Genomic DNA, 23,826 nt, shown 5'->3' on the forward strand with positions numbered 1-23,826 from the left:
AGGCTATTGATCCAGGTTACCTGGCTCGGTCTTGTCGAGTTTGACCTCGAAACCGTATTGCACGGTGGTGAGGTTGGTTCGCTGATAAGTTTCCAGACGTGTGGGCTGGCCGTAGAAGTAATGCACTGCGAATAACCCCGGACCTTGCGCGTTCGCGTCGTGACTGACCGAAAGAATCTCCTTCAGATAGTTGCCACTGTCGTCCTTGGCGAAAAAGCGCCAGTCCTGGTCGGGGAACAGCTTCAGATCAACCACCAACTCATTCCCTTTGAGCGCCAGGCCCTTGGGCAGTTGGTGGGCGTCGTAGGTTTGCTTGTCGACAGTCGCCAGGAACAGCGGCATGGAGCCCACTGCGTAGGCCGGAGTTTCTGCAAACAGATTCAGATCGTAGGTGATGCTGCCGCGTAGCGGGTCGACCTGATACGCCTCCGGTGGCAGCTCGATCGGCCCGTCGCGCCGGCCATTGCTGTCTTGGGTAAAGAACGTCACGGGACTTTCGCCGGGATTGAACGAGGTGCCGAGCAGTTCATCATTGAAACTTCTGGGGTGATCGAAATCGATGCGCGCGGCGCTCGGGTCTTCGATCGACTGGCTGATACTGATGCTTTTTTTCAGTTGGTTCTCGTCCAGCGTCGCACCCTTGAGCCAGGTCGCAGCCTGGTCGTCGTATACCACCACGGGCAAGGTCAGTGGCTGGATGGTTTTTTCCGTCGTGTGCGGGTCGAAGCGGCGTACTGGCAGGTCCAGGTTCTTGCGGGTCACCGTGACCGCCGAGAAGTCCAGCAAGCTGACTTCGAGTGTGTCGATCGGTCCGTTGAAGTACACCTTGGCGTACTGTCGGGTTTGTTGTTTTTCAAAGGCACGCTGGTTGTCCTCGAGCTGTTTTTCGAACGCTTCGCTCCAGGCTTTCTGCTGTTGCATTTGCGCCAGTTGTTTTTGATAGAACGCAATTTGCGCGGCGGTTTCATGGATCGCGCCCGAGCGCGAGAGGAATTGTCCGGTGGTGTCCCTGGCCTGAACGATCAGCGGGTTGGGCGGTGTATCGCGAACCTCGGGGGCCGGTGGTGCGCTGTTACTGAATTCGATTTCGGCATGGTTTTTTTCAAGCTTCAGCAGCGTGACACTGAGGTTGTCATTGGTGCGCGTCTGGCCGACGTCCTTTTTTGTCAGGTCGAAGCTGTAGATTCGGCGTGGGGCGATGACCTCCACCTTGCCTTGCAAACTCACCGGTTGTGGCAGGTTCTTCTTGTCCACACCCAGGCCTTCGATGAAGGGGTAGGTCACCGTCAAATCATCGGGGTTGGTCAGGTTGGAGCTCGACGGGCTCAGCTGGATTCCTGGATCGGTTTCCGACCATTCCGGCTGAAACGCGATGACGCGCTTGTTGCTGAGGGTCACCGATTGCCATTCCAGGTCATGAGGGAAAAGGAATGCGCCAGGGGTGTTGAAGTGGAGGGGGAATACCGGTTGCAGATCGGTCAGGTAATCCGAGCTGGACTCCTTGTGCAGCACGAACAGCCCGTTGATGTAAGTGTCGACCAGCGCCTGGGGCGTGGGGTAGTGCTTGAATACGGCGAGGGCATCTTCGCCGTATTCGGTGACCACCGGTTTACTGTCGAGCTTGAGTTGCGCACGCTCGAGCAGCAGCAGTGAACCGCCGAGTTCGGTCACGACGTCCTTGAGTTTCGGATCCTTGATCGCCTCCAGAGACTTTTCGAACTGCGCGGTCTTTTCTTCGAGGCTGACCTGGCGTTTCTCATCGCTGGGTGAACAACCACCGAGCAGCAATGCGAGGCAAAGTCCGGCACTCGTTAAAGGCAATCGCACATCCATTTCCAGTTTTCCTGTCCGATGTCGCTGACCTGTCATTGATCTGGACACTAGCAGAAAAACTTTGTCACACACACGCAGGTTGCGGATTTTCCGGCGGTTTCTGGGTGTAACAGGCGGCTGTTATACTCGCCGCCATTTCCAGCCCCTTGTGTGAGATTCAATGGAACGCTTTATCGAAAATACAATGTACGCCTCCCGCTGGTTGCTGGCGCCGATCTATTTCGGTTTGTCGCTGGGCTTGCTGGCGTTGGCACTGAAATTCTTCCAGGAAGTCATCCACGTCATCCCTAACGTGTTCTCGATGGCCGAGTCGGATCTGATTCTGGTGTTGTTGTCGCTGATCGACATGGCGCTGGTAGGCGGCTTGCTGGTAATGGTGATGATCTCCGGTTACGAGAACTTCGTTTCCGAACTGGATATCGACGACAGCAAGGAGAAGCTCAACTGGTTGGGCACCATGGATTCGTCTTCGTTGAAGATGAAGGTCGCGGCTTCCATCGTGGCAATTTCGTCGATCCACTTGCTGCGGATTTTCATGGACGCCAAGAACGTCGATCCGGAGCATTTGCAGTGGTACGTGATCATCCACATGACCTTCGTGGTGTCGGCGTTTGCCATGGGTTATCTGGACAAGCTGACCAAGCACTGATCCGCCCTTACTCGGTCCACCGCACCGCCCGTCTGTTGCGAAACAGACGGGCGGTGTCGTTTGTGGCTTGTACTTTGGCGCGTCGAGGCATATCCCTGTAAGAACCCTGGCTCTCCACTGCGTGAGGTGCGCTCATGAACCTGCAAGAGTTGAATGCGTATGCCATCGCCGGAAAGATCGATGAGTTGAACCTGATCTCGATGGAAGGCGTGTTCTACGTGCTGGAGGCTCGGATGCATGGTGCGGCGCATCCAGTGCTCGATGCTCATGGCGAGACATTGCAGCTGCGCTCGGTCGAGCATGCGCGTGAAGTGCTTCACGCCTGTCCCAAGCCATTCAACGTTGTATATACCTCGGCCCATGATGAAATGTGCGGTACCAGCGCCGAGGAAAGTCCGAAATTACCGAGCGCCTTCCGTTCTGCGTAACAGGGCTGACGCCGCTCATCAACGTGGCGGCATCTGTGCTAGTCTGCTCGCCCTTTTGATTCCGGGCGCTCCGGGATGCGCTGTGCACGCACGGCAAGTTCCAGGGCCGTCCGCACAGCGGAGCAGTGTCATGTCCGAAGTAAATCTGTCCACCGATGAAACCCGCGTCAGCTACGGCATTGGCCGTCAGTTGGGCGACCAGCTGCGTGACAATCCGCCACCGGGCGTGAGCCTGGACGCAATCCTGGCGGGTCTGACCGACGCGTTCGCCGGCAAGCCAAGCCGTGTGGGTCAGGAAGAAATGTCCGCCAGCTTCAAAGTGATCCGCGAGATCATGCAAGCTGAAGCGGCTGCCAAGGCTGAAGCTGCTGCTGGCGAAGGCCTGGCTTTCCTGGCTGAAAACGCCAAGCGTGAAGGCATCACTACTCTGGCTTCGGGCCTGCAATTTGAAGTGCTGACTCAAGGTGAAGGCGCCAAGCCAACCCGTGAAGATCAAGTGCGCACGCACTACCACGGCACTCTGATCGACGGCACTGTATTCGACAGCTCCTACGAGCGCGGCCAGCCTGCAGAATTCCCGGTAGGCGGCGTTATCGCTGGCTGGACCGAAGCCCTGCAACTGATGAACGCGGGCAGCAAATGGCGTCTGTACGTGCCGAGCGAACTGGCTTACGGCGCTCAAGGCGTTGGCAGCATTCCGCCGCACAGCGTACTGGTATTCGACGTCGAACTGCTCGACGTTCTGTAATCCCGGTGTTGGAGCTGGCCCGCTCCTGCAGGGCCAGCTCCGGCATTTTTACAAATGATCTTCATACCTCGAACTTAGTATTCAGATCATGACTCGGGCGCAACGCCCGGGCATAGCAAAACAGAAACAGATTGCGCACCAGTTCCTTGAGCACCACCGGCTCGCTGGAACTCAGGCCGTTGACGTCCAGATCACCCTGATCCTGCAGCTCGTTCAAGGCTTCTTCTTCAAGCACCGCACAGACTTCCCCGGTTTCCCGATGCAGGATTCTGAGGTAGGGATGTGGGCGGTCCAGCCAGGCATCGATCAAATAAGTCATGGGGCTCATCTCCATTGATTGGGTTCAATGAGAATAATTCCTATTCATTAAATAGCAAGGGCCTATTGGCGGTTTGCGTTTTTTATCGGGTAAGGATTGCGTAAGGTCAAAGCGGCTGGCGTTTGGCTATTGCGAGGAGTGCTGGGTGAGGCGGGGAAGGGCAAAGCACCATCCCACGCAGGGCGCGGGATGGAATACAGCGGGCTCAGACTTTTCTGACGAACTCGGATTTGAGTTTCATCGGGCCGATGCCGTCGATCTTGCAGTCGATGTCGTGGTCGCCATCGCACAGGCGGATGTTCTTGACCTTGGTGCCGACCTTGACCACCAGGGAAGTGCCTTTGACCTTGAGGTCCTTGATCACGGTGATGGTATCGCCGTCCTGCAGGACGTTGCCGACCGAGTCCTTTTTCACGGTATCGTCGGACGCTACTTCGGCTTCGCCGTTGGCGGACCACTCATGGGCGCACTCCGGGCAGATCAGCTGTGCGCCGTCTTCGTAGGTGTATTCGGAATTGCATTTCGGGCAGGGTGGCAACGTGCTCACTAAAGCTCCTTGGATCCAGGATGGCTAAAAAGAAAGCGCACATTATATAGGGATTTATCGCAGGAGGGAGCGAACAGCAAAAGATCGCGGCCTTCGGCAGCTCCTTGGTGTACCCATGTGGAGCTGCCGAAGGCTGCGATCTTTTGATTTTGCTGTGAATATCAGTGCGTGCGAGCGACCGCAAACTCACTCAATTCCACCAGCGCATCGCGGTATTCGCTGGCGGGCAGGGCGTCGAGGCACTTGATCGCACGGGCCACGTAGTCGCGGGCCAGTTGCGCGGTGTAATCCAGCGAGCCGGAAGCTTCGACCGCTTCGCGAATGCTTTCCAGGTCTTCGATGCCACCTTTCTGGATCGCCTGACGAACCAGTGCGGCCTGCTCCGGAGTGCCTTCGCGCATGGTGTAGATCAGCGGCAGCGTCGGCTTGCCCTCGGCCAGATCGTCACCGACGTTCTTGCCCAGGGTCTCGGCATCGCCACGGTAGTCCAGCAGGTCATCAACCAGTTGGAAGGCCACGCCCAGGTGATCGCCAAAGGTGCGCAGCGCTTCGCTCTGTTCCAGCGAGGCGCCGGCCAGGGCTGCGGCGCTGTGGGTCGAAGCCTCGAAGAGCATCGCGGTTTTGCCGCGAATGACTTCCATGTAGGTTTCTTCGGTGGTGCTGGCGTCGCGGACCTTCGACAGCTGTAGCACCTCGCCTTCAGCGATGATGCGCGTGGCTTGCGAAAGGATCTTCATTACCGGCATGGAGCCCAGTTCGACCATCATTTCGAAAGAACGCGAATACAGGAAGTCGCCCACCAGCACGCTCGGCGCGTTGCCCCACATGGCATTGGCGGTCGAACGACCACGGCGCATGCCGGACATGTCGACGACGTCGTCGTGCAGCAGAGTGGCGGTGTGCAGGAACTCGATGGTCGCGGCCAGCAGGCGCAGGTCATCGCCTTCGCGGCCCAGTGCCTTGCCGCACAGCAGCACGAGCAAGGGACGCAGGCGTTTACCGCCAGCCGAGGTAATGTAGTCGCCGATTTTCGATACCAGCGGCACTCGGGAAGTCAGCTGCTTCTTGATGATGCCGTCGACGGCGTTAAAATCGTCCGCCACCGCGCGGTAGAAAGCTTGGGGTTGCATCAGCGACAGTTGCTCCAGAAGGGTTGCGCGGCATGCTAGGACCCACGTCCGGGCCTGTCAAGGCGCGATGGACGGCCACTTGCAACGCCAGAGTAGCTTGCGTACAATCGCGCACCCTGAACTTCCTGGGCAGCACCTGCCTTACGCAATTGCAAACTGGCCTTCCAGCCTTATGCAGCCATGCCAGCCAATACCTCTTCTTATAAAGAGCTGGGTGAGCAGGATTATCGGAGAAATACCATGTCTTATGCAGTAATCGTTACTGGTGGCAAGCAGTACAAAGTTGCTCCAGGTGAATACCTGAAGATCGAAAAACTGGAAATCGCTACCGGCGAATCCGTAACTTTTGATCGCGTTCTGTTGGTTGCCAATGGCGACGACGTGAATATCGGCGCTCCAGTTGTTCCTGGCGCTACCGTTGTGGCTGAAGTGATCTCCCAAGGTCGTCACGATAAAGTCCGCATCATCAAGTTCCGTCGCCGTAAGCACCACATGAAGCGTATGGGCCACCGCCAGTGGTACACCGAGATCAAAATCACCGGTATTCAGGCTTAATCAGCCTAATTCCTCACTAGGAGAATTGAACTCATGGCACACAAAAAAGCTGGTGGTAGTACCCGTAACGGTCGCGACTCAGAAGCCAAACGCCTTGGCGTGAAGATGTATGGCGGCCAGGTCATCAAGGCCGGTAACATCATCGTGCGTCAGCGCGGCACCCAATTCCACGCTGGCTACGGCGTTGGCATGGGTAAAGATCACACCCTCTTCGCGAAAATCGAAGGCGTGATCAAGTTTGAAGTAAAAGGCGCCTTCGGTCGTCGTTACGTGAGCGTCGTCGCAGCTTAATTGCGCGATCGCTGGAAAAGCCCTGTCTTGCGACGGGGCTTTTTCGTTTGTGGGGTGAGTCTCTTGCAAAGCTGTTTGTGATGGGCTCCAGCGCTGTATTGGCGGTCGTTGATTGAGGTCGCTGCGCTCATTTTTGCAAGAGTCTTATGTCTTGGTTGTTTTTCGGCTCGTCCGTATGGCGAGAGGCGTTTTGTTATGAAGTTTGTTGATGAAGTATCGATTCGAGTAAAGGCCGGCGACGGTGGCAACGGTTGCATGAGTTTCCGTCGAGAAAAATTCATTGAAAACGGCGGCCCGAACGGCGGCGACGGTGGTGATGGCGGTTCCATCTACATGATGGCCGACGAAAACCTGAACACCCTGGTCGACTACCGTTACACCCGGCACTTCGATGCCGAGCGCGGTTCCAACGGTGGCAGCACCGACTGCACCGGCAAAAAAGGTGAGGATCTGATCCTGCGGGTGCCGGTCGGTACCACAGTGATCGACTCTGCCACCCAGGAAGTCATCGGCGACCTGACCAAGGCCGGCCAGAAGCTGATGGTGGTTCAGGGCGGTTGGCACGGTCTGGGTAACACTCGTTTCAAATCCAGTACCAACCGTGCGCCGCGCCAGACTACGCCGGGCAAGCCGGGTGAGCAGCGCGACCTGAAACTGGAAATGAAGGTGTTGGCGGACGTCGGTCTGCTCGGTTTGCCGAACGCCGGCAAAAGTACCTTCATTCGCTCGGTGTCGGCTGCCAAGCCGAAAGTCGCCGACTACCCGTTCACCACGTTGGTGCCGAACCTGGGTGTGGTCAGTGTCGATCGCTGGAAGAGCTTCGTGGTCGCGGATATTCCGGGCCTGATCGAAGGTGCTTCCGACGGCGCAGGCCTGGGGATTCGCTTCCTCAAGCACTTGTCGCGTACGCGTCTGCTGCTACACCTCGTCGACATGGCGCCGCTGGATGACACCAGTGCGCCGGATGCCGCTGAAGTGATCGTCAGCGAGCTGACCAAGTTCAGCCCGTCCCTGGCTGAGCGTGATCGCTGGCTGGTGCTGAACAAGTGCGACCAGATCCTTGAGGAAGAGCACGATGCTCGCGTCAAGGAGATCGTTGATCGTCTGGAGTGGACCGGTCCGGTCTATGTGATCTCGGCGATCGCCAAGCAAGGCACCGAGCGCCTGTGTCACGACATCATGCGTTACCTGGAAGATCGCGCCGATCGCCTGGCTAACGACCCGGCCTACAAGGAAGAGCTGGCTGAACTCGATCAGCGCATCGAAGATGAAGCTCGCGCCCAGTTGCAGGCGCTGGACGATCAGCGTGCTCTGCGCCGCAGCGGCGTGAAGTCGGTCCATGACATCGGTGACGACGATTGGGATGAAGAAGATGTGGATGACGAAGACGGTCCGGAAATCATTTACGTGCGTGACTGATTCGTTGCGATAAACTTAAGCGCCGCTCACTGGAGCGGCGTTTTAGTATCTGGAAATCGACTGTTGGTCACGAAGAACCACGAATAACGTCACGGGCAGTGCCAGGTCGCGCTGCCCTCAAGCTAAGGTTGAAGATGATGCGGAGCAAGGTGACAGGTGCGCAGCGTTGGGTCGTGAAGATCGGCAGCGCTTTGCTGACGGCGGACGGCAAGGGCCTGGATCGCGCAGCAATGGGTGTCTGGGTCGAGCAGATGGTTGCCCTGCATGAGGCGGGCGTTGAGCTGGTGCTGGTGTCCTCCGGGGCGGTGGCAGCGGGCATGAGCCGTCTGGGCTGGACCTCACGACCCAGTGCGATGCACGAGTTGCAGGCGGCTGCCGCCATCGGTCAGATGGGGTTGGTGCAGGCCTGGGAGTCGAGCTTCGCCGAACATGGTCGGCATACCGCACAGATTCTCCTGACTCACGACGATTTGTCCGACCGCAAGCGCTACCTGAATGCTCGTAGCACCCTGCGTGCGCTGGTCGAGTTGAAAGTGATTCCGGTGATCAACGAAAACGACACCGTGGTCACTGACGAAATCCGTTTCGGCGACAACGACACGTTGGCGGCGCTGGTGGCGAATCTGGTCGAAGCCGATTTGCTGGTGATCCTCACTGATCGCGATGGCATGTTCGATGCTGATCCGCGCAGCAATCCCGACGCCAAGCTGATTTATGAGGCGCGGGCCGACGATCCGGCGCTCGATGCGGTAGCCGGTGGCACTGGCGGTGCGTTGGGGCGTGGCGGCATGCAGACCAAGCTGCGCGCTGCGCGTCTGGCGGCGCGCTCCGGTGCGCACACCATCATCGTTGGCGGGCGTATTGAGCGAGTGCTGGATCGCCTCAAGGCTGGCGAGCGCATCGGCACTTTGCTGTCGCCTGAGCGCGGCATGCTGGCGGCCCGCAAACAGTGGCTGGCCGGGCATCTGCAGACTCGCGGCACGCTGGTGCTGGATGCGGGTGCGGTGACCGCTCTGTCTCAGGGCAACAAAAGTTTGCTGCCGGTAGGTGTAAAGCTGGTCCAGGGCAGCTTCCGTCGTGGTGAAATGGTGGTCTGTGTGGCGCCGGACGGTCGTGAAATCGCCCGTGGCCTGGCTAACTACAGTGCTCTGGAGGCACAAAAAATCATCGGTCAGTCGTCTGAGGCGATTATCGGTCTGTTGGGTTACATGGCGGAGCCGGAGCTGGTTCACCGCGATAACCTGATTCTGGTCTGAAGGAATACCTGAATGCGTGTGGCAAAAGGATTATTGGGCTTATTGTTGGCGATGCCATTGCTGGCCTCGGCCGAGGAAATCGGCCAGGTGTCGACGGTGTTCAAATTTGTCGGCCCGAACGACCGTATTGTTGTCGAGGCGTTTGATGATCCGAAAGTGGAGGGCGTGACCTGTTACCTGTCGCGCGCCAAGACCGGCGGCGTGAAGGGTGGTCTGGGGTTGGCGGAGGATCGCGCTGAAGCGTCTATTGCATGCCGTCAGGTCGGGCCGATCAACTTCAAGGGTGAGCTCAAGGATGGCGAGGAGGTGTTCAAAGAGCGCACTTCGCTGGTGTTCAAGACCATGCAGGTGGTGCGATTCCTCGACAAGAAGCGCAACACGCTGGTGTATCTTGTCTACAGCGATCGCTTGATCGAGGGCAGTCCGCAGAATGCGGTGACGGCGATTCCGATTCTGCCGTGGACGCACGCTCAGTAAGATAGCGAAGGTCCAAGTGTGGGGGCGAGCCTGCTTGCCCCCACATTTTTTTTGCATTGTATTTAATAAATCGCAGGCAATAAAAAACCGACCCTGAGGTCGGTTTTTTAACGAGCGCGTCGCTTAGGCAGCAGCGGCAACGTTCAGGGCCTTGACGTGGCCATTCAGACGGCTCTTATGGCGAGCAGCTTTGTTCTTGTGGATGATGCCTTTATCGGCCATACGGTCGATAACTGGCACGGCCAGAACGTAAGCAGCTTGAGCTTTAGCAGCGTCTTTTGCGTCGATGGCTTTAACTACATTCTTGATGTAGGTACGAACCATGGAACGCAGGCTGGCGTTGTGGCTGCGACGCTTCTCAGCCTGTTTTGCACGTTTTTTGGCGGAAGGTGTGTTGGCCACCGTCGAGCTCCTCGAAAGACTTTTTAGGAAATAGCAAACAAAATAGGCCGCGAATCATGCCGATGAGTTGATGGCTTGTCAAGGGCGGGAGAGACGTTCCGCTAAGTGGCCGGTTCCGACCCCATGAAAACTACTGCGCTCGGCAATACAGCGTTGAAAGCAGACTCGAAATGCTCATTGACTAAAGTCAACTCCGCTTTCTCGCCTGCTTTCGCCTTGTCTTGCCTTCGCTCGCTACGTTTTCAAGGGGACGGTGCGCTGGATATTTCTTTCCGGCGCGCGACCTGTAAACTCGCGAGCTTTGGCTCTGTGCTGTTGCGGCGCGGAGTATCGCATAAGTGGGCGCGTTGTTCGCCTGCTGTTTATCGACAGGCACAAACTCTTTCAATGAATCTGCTCAAATCGTTGGCCGCTGTCAGCTCTATCACGATGCTTTCCCGGGTGTTGGGGTTTGTTCGTGACACTCTAATCGCCCGTGCATTTGGTGCCGGAATGGCGACCGACGCCTTCTTTATCGCCTTCAAGCTGCCCAATCTGCTGCGGCGGATCTTCGCCGAAGGGGCGTTTTCCCAGGCCTTTGTGCCGATTCTTGCCGAATACAAAAGCCAGAAGGGCGAGGAGGCGACGCGGACCTTCATTGCCTACGTCTCAGGCCTGCTGACACTGGTACTGGCGCTGGTCACTGCGTTGGGCATGCTCGCCGCCCCCTGGGTTATCTGGGCCACGGCACCGGGTTTCGTCGATTCTCCGGAAAAATTCCAGCTGACGACCGATCTGCTGCGGGTCACTTTCCCTTATATATTGCTGATCTCCCTGTCATCGCTGGCCGGGGCGATCCTCAATACCTGGAACCGCTTCTCGGTGCCAGCCTTTGTGCCGACCCTGCTCAATGTCAGCATGATCATCTTTGCGGTGTTCCTGACGCCGTATTTCGATCCGCCGGTGATGGCGCTGGGCTGGGCCGTTCTGGTGGGTGGGCTGGCGCAGCTGCTTTATCAACTGCCGCATCTGAAAAAAATCGGCATGCTGGTACTGCCGCGTTTGAACCTGCGCGATAGCGGTGTCTGGCGGGTCATGAAACAGATGCTGCCCGCGATCATCGGCGTTTCGGTGAGTCAGATTTCGCTGATCATCAATACTATTTTTGCCTCGTTTCTGGTGGCCGGCTCCGTGTCCTGGATGTATTACGCCGACCGCCTGATGGAATTGCCATCCGGCGTGCTGGGTGTGGCGCTGGGCACGATTTTGTTGCCGACCCTGGCCAAGACCTATGCCAGCCAGGATCGCCACGAATACTCGCGAATCCTCGATTGGGGGCTGCGCCTGTGCTTCATGCTGGTGTTGCCATGTTCCCTGGCGCTGGGGATTCTGTCTGAACCACTGACGGCTTCGCTGTTCCAGTATGGCCAGTTCAGCGCTTTCGATGCGGCCATGACTCAACGCGCGTTGATCGCGTATTCCGTCGGCTTGCTGGGGATTATCGTGATTAAAGTGCTGGCGCCGGGTTTCTATGCGCAACAAAACATCCGCACTCCAGTGAAAATCGCGATTTTCACCCTGATCGTCACTCAGCTGTTCAACCTGGTGCTGATCGGTCCGCTGGCGCATGCCGGCCTGGCCCTGGCCATCAGCGCGGGTGCCTGCATCAACGCCGGTTTGCTGTTTTATCAACTGCGCAAGCAGCAGATGTATCAGCCGCAACCGGGCTGGGCGAAGTTCGGGCTCAAATTGCTGGTGGCGGTAGCGGTGATGTCTGCAGTATTGCTGGGTGCGATGCACTTTATGCCGGCCTGGGGGCAGGGGCCTATGCTTGAGCGGCTGCTGCGTCTGGGGGCATTGGTGATCGCAGGCGTCGTGGCGTATTTCGGCATGTTGCTGTTGATGGGCTTCCGTTTGCGCGACTTCAATCGCAAGGCCTTGAGCTGAAGACGTTATCTCGATAATCATGGGCGAACCGGCAGTTTTGTCGGCTCGATTACTTTGGGTTACGGTGTTGCCTGTCGTCGGCCGCCGGGTGTGGTTATAATCGACCACTTTATGAGCAAGAAGCGCGTTATGCAGCTGGTTCGAGGCCTCCACAACCTGCGCCCCCAGCATCGGGGCTGTGTCGCCACTATTGGCAACTTTGACGGTGTTCACCGTGGCCACCAGGCTATCCTGGTCCGGCTGCGAGAGCGTGCGCTCGAGTTGGGCGTGCCCAGCTGCGTGGTGATTTTCGAGCCGCAGCCGCGGGAGTTCTTCGCTCCGGACACCGCCCCGGCCCGTCTGGCCCGCCTGCGGGACAAACTGCAGCTGCTGGCCGAAGAAGGTGTCGATCGGGTGTTGTGCCTGGCTTTCAACCATCGCCTGAGCAAACTCAGCGCCAGGGAGTTCGTCGATACCATTCTGGTGGACGGCCTCGGCGTGCAGCATCTGGAAGTTGGTGACGATTTCCGGTTTGGCTGCGACCGGCTGGGGGATTTCGACTACTTGCAACAGGCCGGCGTCCTTCAGGGCTTTACCGTCGAAGCGGCGCAGACCGTCGAGCTGGACGGCATTCGTGTCAGCAGCACTCAGGTCCGCAATGCCCTGGCCGCTGCCGATTTCGCCTTGGCCGAACAACTGCTCGGTCGCCCGTACCGGATTGCCGGTCGGGTCCTGCATGGCCAGAAGCTGGCGCGCCAGTTGGGTACGCCCACGGCCAACGTGCAACTCAAGCGTCGTCGTGTGCCGTTGAGCGGGGTTTACCTGGTCAGCGTCGACATCGATGGCAAGACCTGGCCAGGCGTCGCCAATATTGGTGTGCGGCCAACGGTCGAAGGGGATGGCAAAGCCCACCTCGAAGTGCACCTTTTAGATTTTGCCGGCGATCTGTATGACCGGCGTTTGACGGTGGTTTTCCACCACAAGCTGCGTGAAGAGCAGCGTTTCGCCTCTCTGGAGGCGCTTAAGACGGCGATCAATGCGGATATCGCCGCCGCCCGTGCCCTGTCGCACCTAGCGCCAATCGCTAATGAAGAGCCTTAAATGACCGACTATAAAGCCACGCTAAACCTTCCGGACACCGCCTTCCCAATGAAGGCCGGCCTGCCTCAGCGCGAACCGCAGATTCTGCAGCGCTGGGACAGCATTGGCCTGTACGGTAAGTTGCGCGAGATTGGCAAGGATCGTCCGAAGTTCGTACTGCATGACGGTCCTCCGTACGCCAACGGCACGATTCACATCGGTCATGCGCTGAACAAGATTCTCAAGGACATGATCATCCGCTCGAAAACCCTGTCGGGTTTCGACGCACCTTACGTTCCGGGCTGGGACTGCCACGGTCTGCCGATCGAGCACAAAGTCGAAGTGACCCATGGCAAGAACCTGGGCGCCGACAAGACCCGCGAACTGTGCCGTGCCTACGCCACCGAGCAGATCGAAGGCCAGAAGTCCGAATTCATCCGTTTGGGCGTGTTGGGCGACTTCGCCAACCCGTACAAGACCATGGACTTCAAAAACGAGGCCGGTGAAATCCGCGCCCTGGCGGAAATCGTCAAGGGTGGCTTCGTGTTCAAGGGCCTGAAGCCTGTGAACTGGTGCTTTGACTGCGGTTCGGCCCTGGCTGAAGCGGAAGTCGAGTACGAGAACAAAAAGTCCGCGACCATCGACGTGGCCTTCCCGATCGCCGACGAAGCCAAGCTGGCTGCCGCGTTCGGTCTGCCGTCGTTGGGCAAACCTGCTTCGATCGTGATCTGGACCACCACTCCGTGGACTATCCCGGCCAACCAGGCGCTGAACGTTCACCCGGAGTTCAACTACGCCCTGGTCGACGTCGGCGACAAGCTGCTGGTACTGGCTGAAGAATTGGTCGAGTCCTGCCTGGCCCGCTACAGCCTGGAAGGTTCGGTGATCGCCACCACCACCGGTAAAGCGCTGGAACTGATCAACTTCCGTCACCCGTTCTACGATCGCCTGTCGCCGGTTTACCTGGCCGACTACGTTGAGCTGGGCGCGGGCACCGGCGTGGTTCACTCCTCGCCAGCCTACGGCGTGGACGACTTCGTGACCTGCAAGAAGTACGGCATGGTCAACGATGACATCATCAATCCGGTGCAAAGCAATGGCGTGTATGTGCCATCGCTGGAGTTCTTCGGCGGCCAGTTCATCTGGAAGGCCAATCCGGCCATCGTCGATAAACTGACCGAAGTCGGCGCGCTGCTGCACACCACCACCATCGAACACAGCTACATGCATTGCTGGCGTCACAAGACCCCGCTGATCTATCGCGCCACCGCGCAGTGGTTCATCGGCATGGACAAAGAGCCAGCAGCGGGCGACACCCTGCGCAAACGCGCGATCAAAGCCATCGAAGACACCAAATTCGTCCCGGCCTGGGGCCAGGCGCGCCTGCACTCGATGATCGCCAACCGTCCGGACTGGTGCATCTCCCGTCAGCGCAACTGGGGCGTGCCGATCCCGTTCTTCCTGAACAAGGAAAGCGGCGAACTGCACCCACGCACCGTCGAACTGATGGAAATCGTCGCCCAGCGCGTCGAAGTCGAAGGCATCGAAGCCTGGTTCAAGATGGACGCCGCCGAGTTGCTCGGTGACGAAGCGCCGCTGTACGACAAGATCAGCGACACCCTGGACGTCTGGTTCGACTCGGGCACCACGCACTGGCACGTCCTGCGCGGTTCGCACCCGATGGGTCACGAGACCGGCCCACGCGCCGACCTGTACCTGGAAGGTTCGGACCAGCACCGCGGCTGGTTCCACTCGTCGTTGCTGACCGGTTGCGCCATCGACGACCACGCACCGTACCGCGAACTGCTGACCCACGGTTTCACCGTCGACGAATCCGGTCGCAAAATGTCCAAGTCCCTGGGCAACGTGATCGCGCCGCAGAAGGTCAACGACACCCTGGGCGCCGACATCATGCGTCTGTGGGTAGCGTCTACCGACTACTCGGGTGAGATGGCGGTTTCCGAGCAGATCCTGCAACGCAGTGCGGACGCCTACCGGCGCATCCGTAACACCGCGCGCTTCCTGCTTTCCAACCTGACCGGTTTCAACCCGGCCACCGACCTCCTGCCGGCCGAAGAAATGCTCGCCCTGGACCGTTGGGCCGTGGATCGCACGCTGTTGCTGCAACGCGAGCTGCAGGAACACTACGGCGAATACCGTTTCTGGAACGTTTACTCCAAGATCCACAACTTCTGCGTGCAGGAGTTGGGCGGTTTCTACCTGGACATCATCAAGGACCGCCAGTACACCACTGGCGCCGACAGCAAGGCCCGTCGTTCGTGCCAGACCGCGCTGTTCCACATCAGCGAAGCGCTGGTGCGCTGGATCGCGCCGATCCTGGCGTTCACCGCCGACGAGCTGTGGCAATACCTGCCGGGCGAGCGTAACGAGTCTGTGATGCTCAACACTTGGTACGAAGGCCTGAGCGAACTGCCGGAAGGCTTCGAGCTGGATCGCGCTTACTGGGACCGGATCATGGCGGTCAAGGTGGCGGTCAACAAGGAAATGGAAATCCAGCGTGCAGCCAAGGCCGTCGGTGGCAACCTGCAAGCCGAAGTGACGCTGTTCGCCGAAGACGCGCTGAGCGCCGACCTGGCCAAGCTGAGCAACGAGCTGCGTTTCGTGCTGATTACTTCGACCGCCAGTGTTGCGCCATTGGTGCAGGCACCGGCCGATGCCGTGGTCACCGAAGTCAGCGGCCTGAAGCTCAAGATCGTCAAGTCGGCTCACGCCAAGTGCGCCCGTTGCTGGCACTGCCGTGAAGACGTCGGCGTGAACCCGGAACATCCGGAAATCTGCGGTCGTTGCGTCGACAACATCAGCGGCGCGGGCGAGGTTCGTCACTATGCCTAATGCGGCTGGCCGTTTCGGACGGCTGAGCTGGCTCTGGTTGAGTTTGCTGGTCCTGGTCATTGACCAGGCCAGCAAGTTCTACTTCGAAGGCAAGCTCGAGATGTACCAGCAAATCGTGGTGATCCCCGATTTGTTCAGCTGGACCCTGGCCTACAACACCGGGGCGGCGTTCAGCTTCCTGGCTGACAGCTCCGGCTGGCAGCGCTGGTTGTTTGCGTTGATCGCGGTGGTGGTCAGTGCGGTGCTGGTGATCTGGCTCAAGCGCCTGGGGCGCAACGACACCTGGCTGGCGATTGCGCTGGCCCTGGTGCTGGGTGGCGCGCTGGGCAATCTGTACGACCGCATTGCCTTGGGCCATGTGATCGATTTCATTCTGGTGCACTGGCAGAACCGCTGGTATTTCCCGGCGTTCAACTTTGCTGACAGCGCCATTTCTGTCGGTGCCGTAATGCTCGCGCTGGATATGTTCAAAAGTAAGAAGACCGGAGAAACCGTTCATGACTGAACAGGTATTGGCTGAACAACGCATCGGCCAGAACACGGAAGTCACCTTGCACTTTGCATTGCGCCTGGAGAACGGCGACACCGTCGACAGCACTTTCGACAAAGCCCCGGCGACCTTCAAGGTCGGCGACGGCAACCTGTTGCCAGGCTTCGAGGCCGCGCTGTTCGGCTTCAAGGCCGGCGACAAACGCAGCCTGTCCATCGAGCCGGAAAACGCTTTTGGCCAGCCTAACCCGCAAAACGTGCAGGTCATCCCTCGCTCGCAGTTCCAGGACATGGAACTGTCGCCAGGACTGCTGGTGATTTTCAACGATGCCGCCAATACCGAGCTGCCGGGCGTGGTGAAGGAATTCGATGACGCGCAAGTGACCATCGACTTCAACCACCCGCTCGCCGGTAAGACCTTGACCTTTGACGTCGAGATCATCAACGTCAAAGCGTTGTAACTGACCGAATACGGTCACCTGTAGGAGCAGAGCTTGCTCGCGAAGGCGTCATCACATTCAGCATCAATGTTGACTGACACACTTTCGCGAGCAAGCTCTGCTCCTACAATGATCTAACTTCTTGCGCGCAAGACACGAGGCACAGCATGCAAATCAAACTCGCCAACCCCCGTGGCTTCTGCGCCGGTGTGGACCGGGCGATCGAAATCGTCAACCGCGCCCTGGAAGTCTTCGGGCCGCCGATCTATGTGCGCCACGAAGTGGTCCACAACAAATTCGTCGTCGAAGACCTGCGTGCCCGTGGGGCGATCTTCGTCGAGGAACTGGATCAGGTGCCGGACGACGTGATCGTGATCTTCAGCGCTCACGGCGTTTCCCAGGCCGTGCGTACCGAAGCCACAGGTCGTGGCCTGAAGGTGTTCGACGCGACCTGCCCGCTGGTGACCAAGGTGCACATCGAAGTCGCGCGTTACAGCCGTGACGGCCGTGAATGCATCCTTATCGGTCATGCCGGCCATCCGGAAGTCGAAGGCACCATGGGCCAGTACGATGGCAGCAATGGTGGCGCGATCTATCTGGTCGAAGACGAGAAAGATGTCGCCGAGTTGCAGGTGAACAACCCTGAAAAACTGGCTTTCGTTACCCAGACCACCCTGTCCATGGACGACACCAGTCGCGTGATCGACGCCCTGCGTACGCGTTTTCCGGCGATCGGTGGTCCGCGCAAGGACGACATCTGCTACGCCACGCAAAACCGTCAGGACGCTGTCAAGCAACTGGCGGACGAGTGCGACGTGGTGCTGGTGGTCGGCAGCCCGAACAGCTCCAACTCCAATCGTCTGCGTGAACTGGCCGAACGCATGGCAACCCCGGCCTATCTGATCGACGGTGCCGAAGACTTGCAAAAGAGCTGGTTCGACGGTGTCGAGCGTATTGGCATCACGGCCGGTGCCTCCGCTCCGGAAGTGCTGGTACGTGGCGTGATCCAGCAATTGCAGGCCTGGGGTGCCACCGGTGCCGATGAACTGGCCGGTCGCGAGGAGAACATCACCTTCTCCATGCCTAAAGAGCTGCGCGTGCGTTCGCTGCTGTAATACTTTCCGCCTTTCGACACAGCGCCTGCTCAGCCTTACGGTTGGCCAGGCGCACTCGACCGCTCGCCGCCAGCACCACCTGGAGCTGGCTGACCGGCTCGCGAGCCGAGCAAATATGTAGCGTCCCTGCCTGAAATGCCCGCCCGGGCATCAGCGGTTGGCCCAGACTGCTGAACCGCACGAAACGCCTGACCCACCAATTGCCGACAATCGGCGTTCGCGCATCACCTGCGCGCTCGACCAGTAGCGGATTGCTGCTGTCCTCTGGCCCTTTGCCGCTGATGTCCAGAATGATCCGCCAACCCTGGCTCCAATCGCCGTTGATGCCATGAATGACCACGCTCTGGTTGCGGGTTATGGCCAGGGTTCTGGCCTGCCGGATCCCGCTGATCAGCGACTCGGCCGCCTGCTCCCGATGATTCGATTCTGTCAGTGCAGCGAACGCCGGACTGACCAAGTGCAGAACAATCCCGACAATCGTCAGTCCCATGAGCAGTCCGATCAGGCTGAAACCTTGCTGATGCATGTCATCTCCCTCCATGGAGTGCTGCGGCCCGCGCGATCCTTGCGCGAGTAATGGCAAAACAACCGTACATCTGTCGGTCGAATGTTCTAGCGTGTAGAAGCAGGTATAGCCGACGGCAACGGAGGGCACTGATGGATCATCGTACAAAAGGTTTCACGCTGATCGAGCTGCTGGTCACGCTCGCGGTGTTTCTGATCCTGATTACACTGGCCGTTCCGGCGTTCACCCGCTCGGTGCAAAGCAACAAGGCCGACACCGAGGTCGGCGATTTGCAACGGGCACTCAATTACGCACGGCTTGAGGCGATTGATCGGGGCCTCACCACTCGGGTTCGCCCGACGGCCGGCGGCAGTGTCTGGACCGGTGAGCTGAGCGTTTATGACAGTACTGGCAATCCGGCCAATGTATTGCGGGTTGTTCCAGCGATGAGCAGCGGAGCAACTCTGACGCTAACCTCAGGAGTGACCGCGATTGATTTCAACAATCTCGGCGGCTTGGCAGCGCCGTCCACGGCGGTGGTGATCAGTTATGTGCTGGGGGCGCAAAGCAGGACGCTGAATGTGTGTTTGAACGGACGAATTCTATTGGGTGGAAGTTGCGGATGAGGGGTTGGAGCAAGCGTGCACAGGAGGGCATGACGCTGATCGAGGTACTGGTCGCGTTGTTGGTGCTGGCTGTGGGTCTGTTGGGCGCGGCGGCGATTCAGCTCAATGCGCTGAAGTACACCGACAGCTCACGGATGACCAGCCAGGCGAGTTTTATCGCCTACGACATGATGGACCGCATTCGCGCCAACTCCGGCGCCGATTACACCGTCACGCCACCGACCTCGGGCAACCTGAGCGTGGCCCGGGATCAGGACCTCTACGACTTCACCACCAATATCGTCAATTTCGGCGGCGCCACGGCCACCGGCAGCATTGTCCGCTACCAGCGGGTGTACACCATCACCATTACCTGGGACGACTCCCGGGCTGCCAATGTCGCCGATTCGCGCCGCAGTTTCGTCCTCACCAGCCGTGCCACCGTTGATCCGGTGACGACACCATGAACAGAAACAGCAGAGGTTTCGGCCTGATCGAATTGCTGATCGCCCTGGCGTTGAGCCTGATCGTGGTCCTGGGCGTGGCGCAGATTTTCATCGCCGCCAAAAACACCTACGTCAGCCAGAACACCGCCGCCGGGATGCAGGAAGATGCGCGGTTCGTCCTGAGCAAGATGATTCAGGAAATTCGCATGGTCGGCATGTTCGGTTGCCTGGGTACGATTACCGACGCCAGCTCGGCGGGGGATTTCAATGCCAGCCTGCTCACGCCGATCAGTTGGGACAATGCCAATCTCAAATTAACTCTGGTCACCGCAGATGTCGGCGGCAGTGGCGGAGTGCCGACTTGGACGGTGGTTTCCGACTGCCGAAATACTGCGACGGCCTACACCGGTTTACGCACGCCGGCATCGGGGCAGTTGGCGTTTCCGATCCGGCGGCTGGTCTACAGCTTCAGCAACAACCAACTGCTGATGGGCTCCGGCACTGGCACGCCGACTCAGGCGGTGCTGGTAAACAACGTCAGTGCCTTTGGCGTGAGCTTCGGCATCGCCAGTTCAGCCACGGATACAGCCGCCTCCAGTTACAGCAGTAATCCGTCCGATCCGGCGCGAATCCGCAGTGTGCGGCTGACGCTGACCCTCACCGACCCGAACAACCGGGTCCGCAATCAAACCTTCAACGTAGTTGCCGCCTTGCGCAACCGGTTGCAATGAGGGGAGGGCCGATGAGTCGTGCGCCCATGACATCTCACGCCCAGCGCGGCATGGCGCTGCTGGTCAGCCTGGTGTTTCTCCTGGTGCTGACATTGATCGGTCTCTCGTCGATGCAGAGCGCCACGTTGCAGGAGAAAATGACCAGCAGCGTGATCCTGCGCAACCAGTCGTTCCAGGGCGCGGAAGCGGCGTTGCGGGTTGGTGAAAGCGCGGTGCAACTGAACTCCTACTCATTGCCGGTCTGCAGTGGCACCAGCCAGTGCGCACCACCGGCCGAGGCGTCGGTCATTACCGCCGCCGGGTTCAACTCCACCTCGGGGGTGAGCTGGATCGCCGTCGGCAACGGCTTTTACGGAGTGCAGAACATCGGTACCACCCTGACGGCCGTGAACGTGCCGAGTAACACATCGGCAACACTTTACCGGGTGACCGCCGTGGGTATCGCGGGCAGTTCGCGCAGTGTGGTGGAGAGTATTTATGCGAAGTACTGAGACCCGCACAGGCTGGCGCCGTTGGTTACTGCAGCTGCTCTGCGGCGCGGCCTTGAGCCTTTACTTGGCCGCGCCGACCTACGCCTTCACGCCCTCGGATTCTCCGCTGTTGAGCGCCGCCGCCGTGCCTCCCAATGTGATGCTGCTGCTCGATGACTCGGGGAGTATGAACAACATTTTCTGGGCAGCCGGCTTCGACCCGACGGTCGTACGCACCCCGGTGACGATTTGCCTCTCCAATGGTTCGTGCAACAAAGGCCGCGACCTGGACATGACCGATAACAATATCGCCTTGTCGAGTTTGAATCATGGAACATGCTCGAAGGCCGGATGGTACGGTTTTTATAAAAACAGCCTTCTCGGTCTGGATTCGCTTTGCCTGAAGCTTCCCGATCCGGTGGGAAGCGAGGACACGCGGTATACGGCGAATTATTTGTCCTACCTGATTAGCCTGGCCAACAACACTGACCGGGACTTCACCGACGGCTCGATCCCCAACGATTACCGGATGAACGTGGCGCGCAACGTTTCCAAGACGTTGGTGGCCAATAACCGTTCGCTACGCATCGGCCTGTCGACGTTCAACCTGGCGGTCGGTAACCATAAGAATGACGGCGGTTACATCGCCCGCTCGATCAGCGATTTATCGGCGGTCAGCGGCACTGTGACCCAGGCTCAGGCCGATACCAATTACACCTCACTGATCGCCGGGATCGACGAGCTGAGCGCGCAAGCCAATACGCCGCTGGCGGAAGCCTATTACGAGATCACTCGTTATTTCCGTGGCATGGCGCCGTACAACAACTCGACGCCCGACACCTATACCAGTCCGATTCAGTACCGTTGCCAGAAAAACTACGGGGTGGTGATCACCGATGGTCTGCCGACCTACGACCGAACCTTTCCGACCGACGACCCACTGGGAGGCAGCCGGTTACCAAACTGGGACGGGATCAGCAGTAACGATGGTGCTGACCCTTCAGGCGACGATGAGGGCGACACCCTGTACCTGGATGACATTGCCAAGTTCGCCTTCGATATCGACATGCGTTCCACGGGAACCGATGCCGCGGGTAAAAGCTGGAACGCCCTGGATTTTCCCAAGCAGAACATGAACACCTATACCGTGGGTTTCACCGCTGCAAACCAGATGTTGGCGGATGCCGCGACCTATGGGCAGGGCAAGTATTACCAGGCGAACGACAGTGCGGGACTTAACAATGCACTGTCTGCCGCCCTGAGCGACATCACTTCCAAGGCCGGCTCAGGTGGCAGTGGCGTGGCCAGCGGCACGACCCTGACCAGCGACTCGAGCTATTTCCAGACCAGCTACGATCCCAAGGACTGGCGGGGTACGATCAAGTCCTTTGGTTTCACGTCGGCGGGCGCGGTTAACACCGCCGCTGTGCTGTGGACGACCGACACCACCATCGTGCCAGGCGCTACTGCGCCGACCTACCAGTCCTGGAACACGCAAACCAACGCGGCGGTCACCCTGGCTTACAGCAATTTCTCTGCGGCGCAGCAGACCGCCCTCAACCAGGGGCTGCCTACTGGCATCAACGGCAACGATCTGGTGGAGTGGAGCAAGGGCATCAACAAAACCGGGCTGAAAGTTCGCAGTGTATTGCTCGGCGACATCATCAATTCGCCACTCGTGCTGGCCTCACCCACGGACAAAACCGCGTCCGATCTGGTGGCAGACACCAGCTACAGCACTTACCTGACCACCAAAGCCGCCAACATGAATGCCAGCCTGGTGGTGAATGCCAACGACGGTTTTGTAAACATCATCAACTCGGCCAACGGTGTCAGGCGTTATGCCTACATGCCCTCCAGCGTGCTGCCATCGCTGAACGACATCGCCGATCCCGCTTACATCAACGGTGTGAGCCACAAGTTTCTGGTCGATGGCCAGGTCGGCGTGTTCGATGCTCAGCTCAACAGCGCCTGGAAAACCCTGGCGATTGGCGGAACGGGGGCGGGCGGCAAAACCTTCTATGCGCTGCAATTGTTCGACGCATCGGCTGGTAATGAAACTAAAGCACTGTGGGAAGTCAGTGCGCCGGCCACGGCCAATACAGCGAACGTTTTCAATGATCTGGGTTATGCCTATGCGCGCCCCGAAGTGGCACGCTTGGCCGATGGTCGCTGGGCCGCGTTTATCTCCAACGGCTATGGCAGCAACTCCGGGGTGGCAGCGTTGTATGTGGTGGATATTCGCGACGGCTCGCTGATCAAGAAAATCGTGGTCGACAGTACCGAAACCACCAACGGCCTTTCGTCGGTGAAGCTCAGGGTCAACTCGCAGAATGTGGTGCAGGCTGCCTACGGGGGCGATCTGAAAGGGCGGTTGTGGAAGTTCGATTTGAGTGGCACCACCCCTGACACCTGGGGCGTGGCGTTTTCCGGCAAGCCGTTGTTCACCACTGCAGGTGGCGCGACCCAGCCGATTACCGCGCAACCGTTGCTGGCGGATCACGTGTTGGGCGGCAAGGAGGTGTTTTTCGGCACCGGCAAATTCAATGAGGTTGCCGACAAGACCAATAAGGATCTACAGGCGTTCTACGCGGTATGGGATGCCGAGGGGGGCGCAGGACAAATCACCGTTTCCAGTTTGCAGGCGCAGGCGGTGACCGGCGTGTTTTCGGGCAGTAGCGGGCAATTCATCACCACCAGCCAGAACGAGGTGACCTACCCGGCCAAGAAAGGCTGGTACCTGCCCCTGGTATACAACAACGTGCTGACGGGGGAGCGGGTGATCTATCAGGCCAGTCTGGTATCAGGGCGAATTGTATTTACCACGCTCAGCGTGGATACCGTGGACCCCTGTGCCAGCTTCGGTACCGGCAAACTGGTCGAACTCGATGCGTTCAGCGGTAAGATGCTCAATTACGCGGTACTCGACACCAATGCCGACGGGGTGGTCGACGGCAACGACACGATTTCCAGCGGGGTGATCTTCACCGGTGGTATCCCGACCCTGAACGCGGTCGTCAATGACGCAACCCGCAAGATTGTGAACGACTCCGGTGGTGGCGTGACCACTCTGGTGGAAAAATCCGGTGGCGGCAGCGGCCGTCGCATCATGTGGCGACAAATACAGTAAGTG

General features: G+C 58.8%; 25 protein-coding genes. 19 read left to right on the top strand and 6 right to left on the bottom strand.

The features are described 5' to 3' along the window. Nucleotides 1-3 precede the first annotated feature (3 nt). Nucleotides 4-1,833 (bottom strand): hypothetical protein, encoded by a 1,830-nt coding sequence (locus JUI81_RS19820; protein WP_204124865.1) that lies wholly within the window; start codon nt 1,831-1,833, stop codon nt 4-6. Nucleotides 1,834-1,993: 160 nt separating this feature from the next. On the opposite strand from JUI81_RS19820, the gene JUI81_RS19825 reads away from it, so the two are divergent. The 3 genes from JUI81_RS19825 (at nt 1,994) to JUI81_RS19835 (ending at nt 3,658) form a co-directional block, all read left to right on the top strand. Continuing rightward, nucleotides 1,994-2,482 carry a TIGR00645 family protein gene (locus JUI81_RS19825; protein WP_007938436.1) on the top strand — a complete coding sequence of 163 codons (489 nt, stop codon included), beginning with the start codon at nt 1,994-1,996 and terminating at the stop codon, nt 2,480-2,482. Between the two features lie 134 nt (nt 2,483-2,616). Further along, nucleotides 2,617-2,910, top strand: a complete 294-nt coding sequence (locus JUI81_RS19830) for a DUF6482 family protein (protein WP_019581271.1) — start codon at nt 2,617-2,619, stop codon at nt 2,908-2,910. A 130-nt stretch (nt 2,911-3,040) separates the two neighbouring features. Further along, nucleotides 3,041-3,658, top strand: coding sequence for an FKBP-type peptidyl-prolyl cis-trans isomerase (locus tag JUI81_RS19835; RefSeq protein ID WP_007938433.1), 618 nt, complete (start codon nt 3,041-3,043; stop codon nt 3,656-3,658). A 61-nt stretch (nt 3,659-3,719) separates the two neighbouring features. Here the strand turns inward: JUI81_RS19835 and JUI81_RS19840 are convergent, their stop codons facing one another. The 3 genes from JUI81_RS19840 to JUI81_RS19850 all read right to left on the bottom strand — a co-directional run bounded on the left by JUI81_RS19840 (nt 3,720) and on the right by JUI81_RS19850 (nt 5,654). Continuing rightward, entirely contained in the window at nt 3,720-3,977 is a 258-nt protein-coding gene (locus tag JUI81_RS19840) for a hypothetical protein (RefSeq protein ID WP_018925879.1), read from the bottom strand. Nucleotides 3,978-4,182: 205 nt separating this feature from the next. Continuing rightward, nucleotides 4,183-4,524, bottom strand: a complete 342-nt coding sequence (locus JUI81_RS19845) for a zinc ribbon domain-containing protein YjdM (RefSeq protein WP_007938431.1) — start codon at nt 4,522-4,524, stop codon at nt 4,183-4,185. A gap of 161 nt (nt 4,525-4,685) precedes the next feature. Next, a complete protein-coding gene (locus JUI81_RS19850; RefSeq protein ID WP_019581270.1) occupies nt 4,686-5,654 on the bottom strand; it encodes a polyprenyl synthetase family protein in 969 nt (322 codons plus the stop codon). Nucleotides 5,655-5,894: 240 nt separating this feature from the next. Between JUI81_RS19850 and rplU the strand changes: the two genes are divergently transcribed. The 5 genes from rplU to JUI81_RS19875 all read left to right on the top strand — a co-directional run bounded on the left by rplU (nt 5,895) and on the right by JUI81_RS19875 (nt 9,652). Continuing rightward, nucleotides 5,895-6,209, top strand: a complete 315-nt coding sequence (gene rplU, locus JUI81_RS19855; RefSeq protein ID WP_007901869.1) for a 50S ribosomal protein L21 — start codon at nt 5,895-5,897, stop codon at nt 6,207-6,209. A 33-nt stretch (nt 6,210-6,242) separates the two neighbouring features. Beyond that, nucleotides 6,243-6,500 carry a 50S ribosomal protein L27 gene (rpmA, locus tag JUI81_RS19860; RefSeq protein WP_003228360.1) on the top strand — a complete coding sequence of 86 codons (258 nt, stop codon included), beginning with the start codon at nt 6,243-6,245 and terminating at the stop codon, nt 6,498-6,500. 195 nt (nt 6,501-6,695) lie between these two features. Next, entirely contained in the window at nt 6,696-7,919 is a 1,224-nt protein-coding gene (cgtA, locus tag JUI81_RS19865; protein ID WP_018925882.1) for an Obg family GTPase CgtA, read from the top strand. A gap of 137 nt (nt 7,920-8,056) precedes the next feature. Next, on the top strand, nt 8,057-9,175 hold the full coding sequence (proB, locus tag JUI81_RS19870) for a glutamate 5-kinase (protein WP_028938880.1): 1,119 nt from the start codon (nt 8,057-8,059) through the stop codon (nt 9,173-9,175). Between the two features lie 12 nt (nt 9,176-9,187). Further along, a complete protein-coding gene (locus JUI81_RS19875; protein ID WP_007938427.1) occupies nt 9,188-9,652 on the top strand; it encodes a CreA family protein in 465 nt (154 codons plus the stop codon). Nucleotides 9,653-9,775: 123 nt separating this feature from the next. On the opposite strand, the gene rpsT is transcribed toward JUI81_RS19875, so the two are convergent. Beyond that, a complete protein-coding gene (gene rpsT / locus JUI81_RS19880) occupies nt 9,776-10,054 on the bottom strand; it encodes a 30S ribosomal protein S20 (protein WP_007901883.1) in 279 nt (92 codons plus the stop codon). A gap of 387 nt (nt 10,055-10,441) precedes the next feature. Between rpsT and murJ the strand changes: the two genes are divergently transcribed. From murJ to ispH, 6 genes are all read left to right on the top strand, one after another. Next, nucleotides 10,442-11,980, top strand: coding sequence for a murein biosynthesis integral membrane protein MurJ (murJ, locus tag JUI81_RS19885; RefSeq protein WP_028938881.1), 1,539 nt, complete (start codon nt 10,442-10,444; stop codon nt 11,978-11,980). A 129-nt stretch (nt 11,981-12,109) separates the two neighbouring features. Then, nucleotides 12,110-13,060 (top strand): bifunctional riboflavin kinase/FAD synthetase, encoded by a 951-nt coding sequence (ribF, locus tag JUI81_RS19890; protein ID WP_018925885.1) that lies wholly within the window; start codon nt 12,110-12,112, stop codon nt 13,058-13,060. Continuing rightward, entirely contained in the window at nt 13,061-15,892 is a 2,832-nt protein-coding gene (ileS, locus tag JUI81_RS19895; RefSeq protein ID WP_204124866.1) for an isoleucine--tRNA ligase, read from the top strand. It begins immediately after the preceding gene. Beyond that, nucleotides 15,885-16,397: a signal peptidase II gene (gene lspA / locus JUI81_RS19900; RefSeq protein WP_019581266.1), complete on the top strand. Its 513-nt coding sequence runs from the start codon at nt 15,885-15,887 to the stop codon at nt 16,395-16,397. The genes ileS and lspA overlap by 8 nt, the downstream gene beginning before the upstream one ends. Before the next feature lie 7 nt (nt 16,398-16,404). Next, the gene (gene fkpB / locus JUI81_RS19905; protein ID WP_172901223.1) at nt 16,405-16,842 is read left to right on the top strand and encodes an FKBP-type peptidyl-prolyl cis-trans isomerase; all 438 of its coding nucleotides are present in this window, start codon (nt 16,405-16,407) and stop codon (nt 16,840-16,842) included. Between the two features lie 146 nt (nt 16,843-16,988). Continuing rightward, nucleotides 16,989-17,936 (top strand): 4-hydroxy-3-methylbut-2-enyl diphosphate reductase, encoded by a 948-nt coding sequence (ispH, locus tag JUI81_RS19910; RefSeq protein WP_018925888.1) that lies wholly within the window; start codon nt 16,989-16,991, stop codon nt 17,934-17,936. Here ispH and JUI81_RS19915 read toward each other — a convergent pair. Then, entirely contained in the window at nt 17,905-18,462 is a 558-nt protein-coding gene (locus JUI81_RS19915) for a GspH/FimT family protein (RefSeq protein WP_019581264.1), read from the bottom strand. The two genes, ispH and JUI81_RS19915, sit on opposite strands and share 32 nt — an antisense overlap. 131 nt (nt 18,463-18,593) lie before the next feature. Here JUI81_RS19915 and JUI81_RS19920 point away from each other — a divergent pair, with 131 nt between their 5' ends. From JUI81_RS19920 to JUI81_RS19940, 5 genes are read left to right on the top strand one after another with little or no spacing between them, the layout of a single operon-like run. Beyond that, nucleotides 18,594-19,067 carry a GspH/FimT family pseudopilin gene (locus tag JUI81_RS19920; RefSeq protein WP_019581263.1) on the top strand — a complete coding sequence of 158 codons (474 nt, stop codon included), beginning with the start codon at nt 18,594-18,596 and terminating at the stop codon, nt 19,065-19,067. Then, nucleotides 19,064-19,513 carry a type IV pilus modification protein PilV gene (gene pilV, locus JUI81_RS19925; RefSeq protein ID WP_019581262.1) on the top strand — a complete coding sequence of 150 codons (450 nt, stop codon included), beginning with the start codon at nt 19,064-19,066 and terminating at the stop codon, nt 19,511-19,513. The genes JUI81_RS19920 and pilV overlap by 4 nt, the downstream gene beginning before the upstream one ends. Further along, entirely contained in the window at nt 19,510-20,223 is a 714-nt protein-coding gene (locus tag JUI81_RS19930; protein WP_019581261.1) for a PilW family protein, read from the top strand. Before pilV ends, JUI81_RS19930 begins: the two co-directional genes overlap by 4 nt. An 11-nt stretch (nt 20,224-20,234) precedes the next feature. After that, complete coding sequence (locus tag JUI81_RS19935) at nt 20,235-20,714, top strand: PilX N-terminal domain-containing pilus assembly protein (RefSeq protein ID WP_019581260.1); 480 nt, start codon at nt 20,235-20,237, stop codon at nt 20,712-20,714. Next, nucleotides 20,701-23,823: a pilus assembly protein gene (locus JUI81_RS19940; RefSeq protein WP_204124867.1), complete on the top strand. Its 3,123-nt coding sequence runs from the start codon at nt 20,701-20,703 to the stop codon at nt 23,821-23,823. Before JUI81_RS19935 ends, JUI81_RS19940 begins: the two co-directional genes overlap by 14 nt. Nucleotides 23,824-23,826: the final 3 nt, after the last annotated feature.

The organism is Pseudomonas sp. 008 (assembly GCF_016861935.1).
GTDB lineage: Bacteria > Pseudomonadota > Gammaproteobacteria > Pseudomonadales > Pseudomonadaceae > Aquipseudomonas.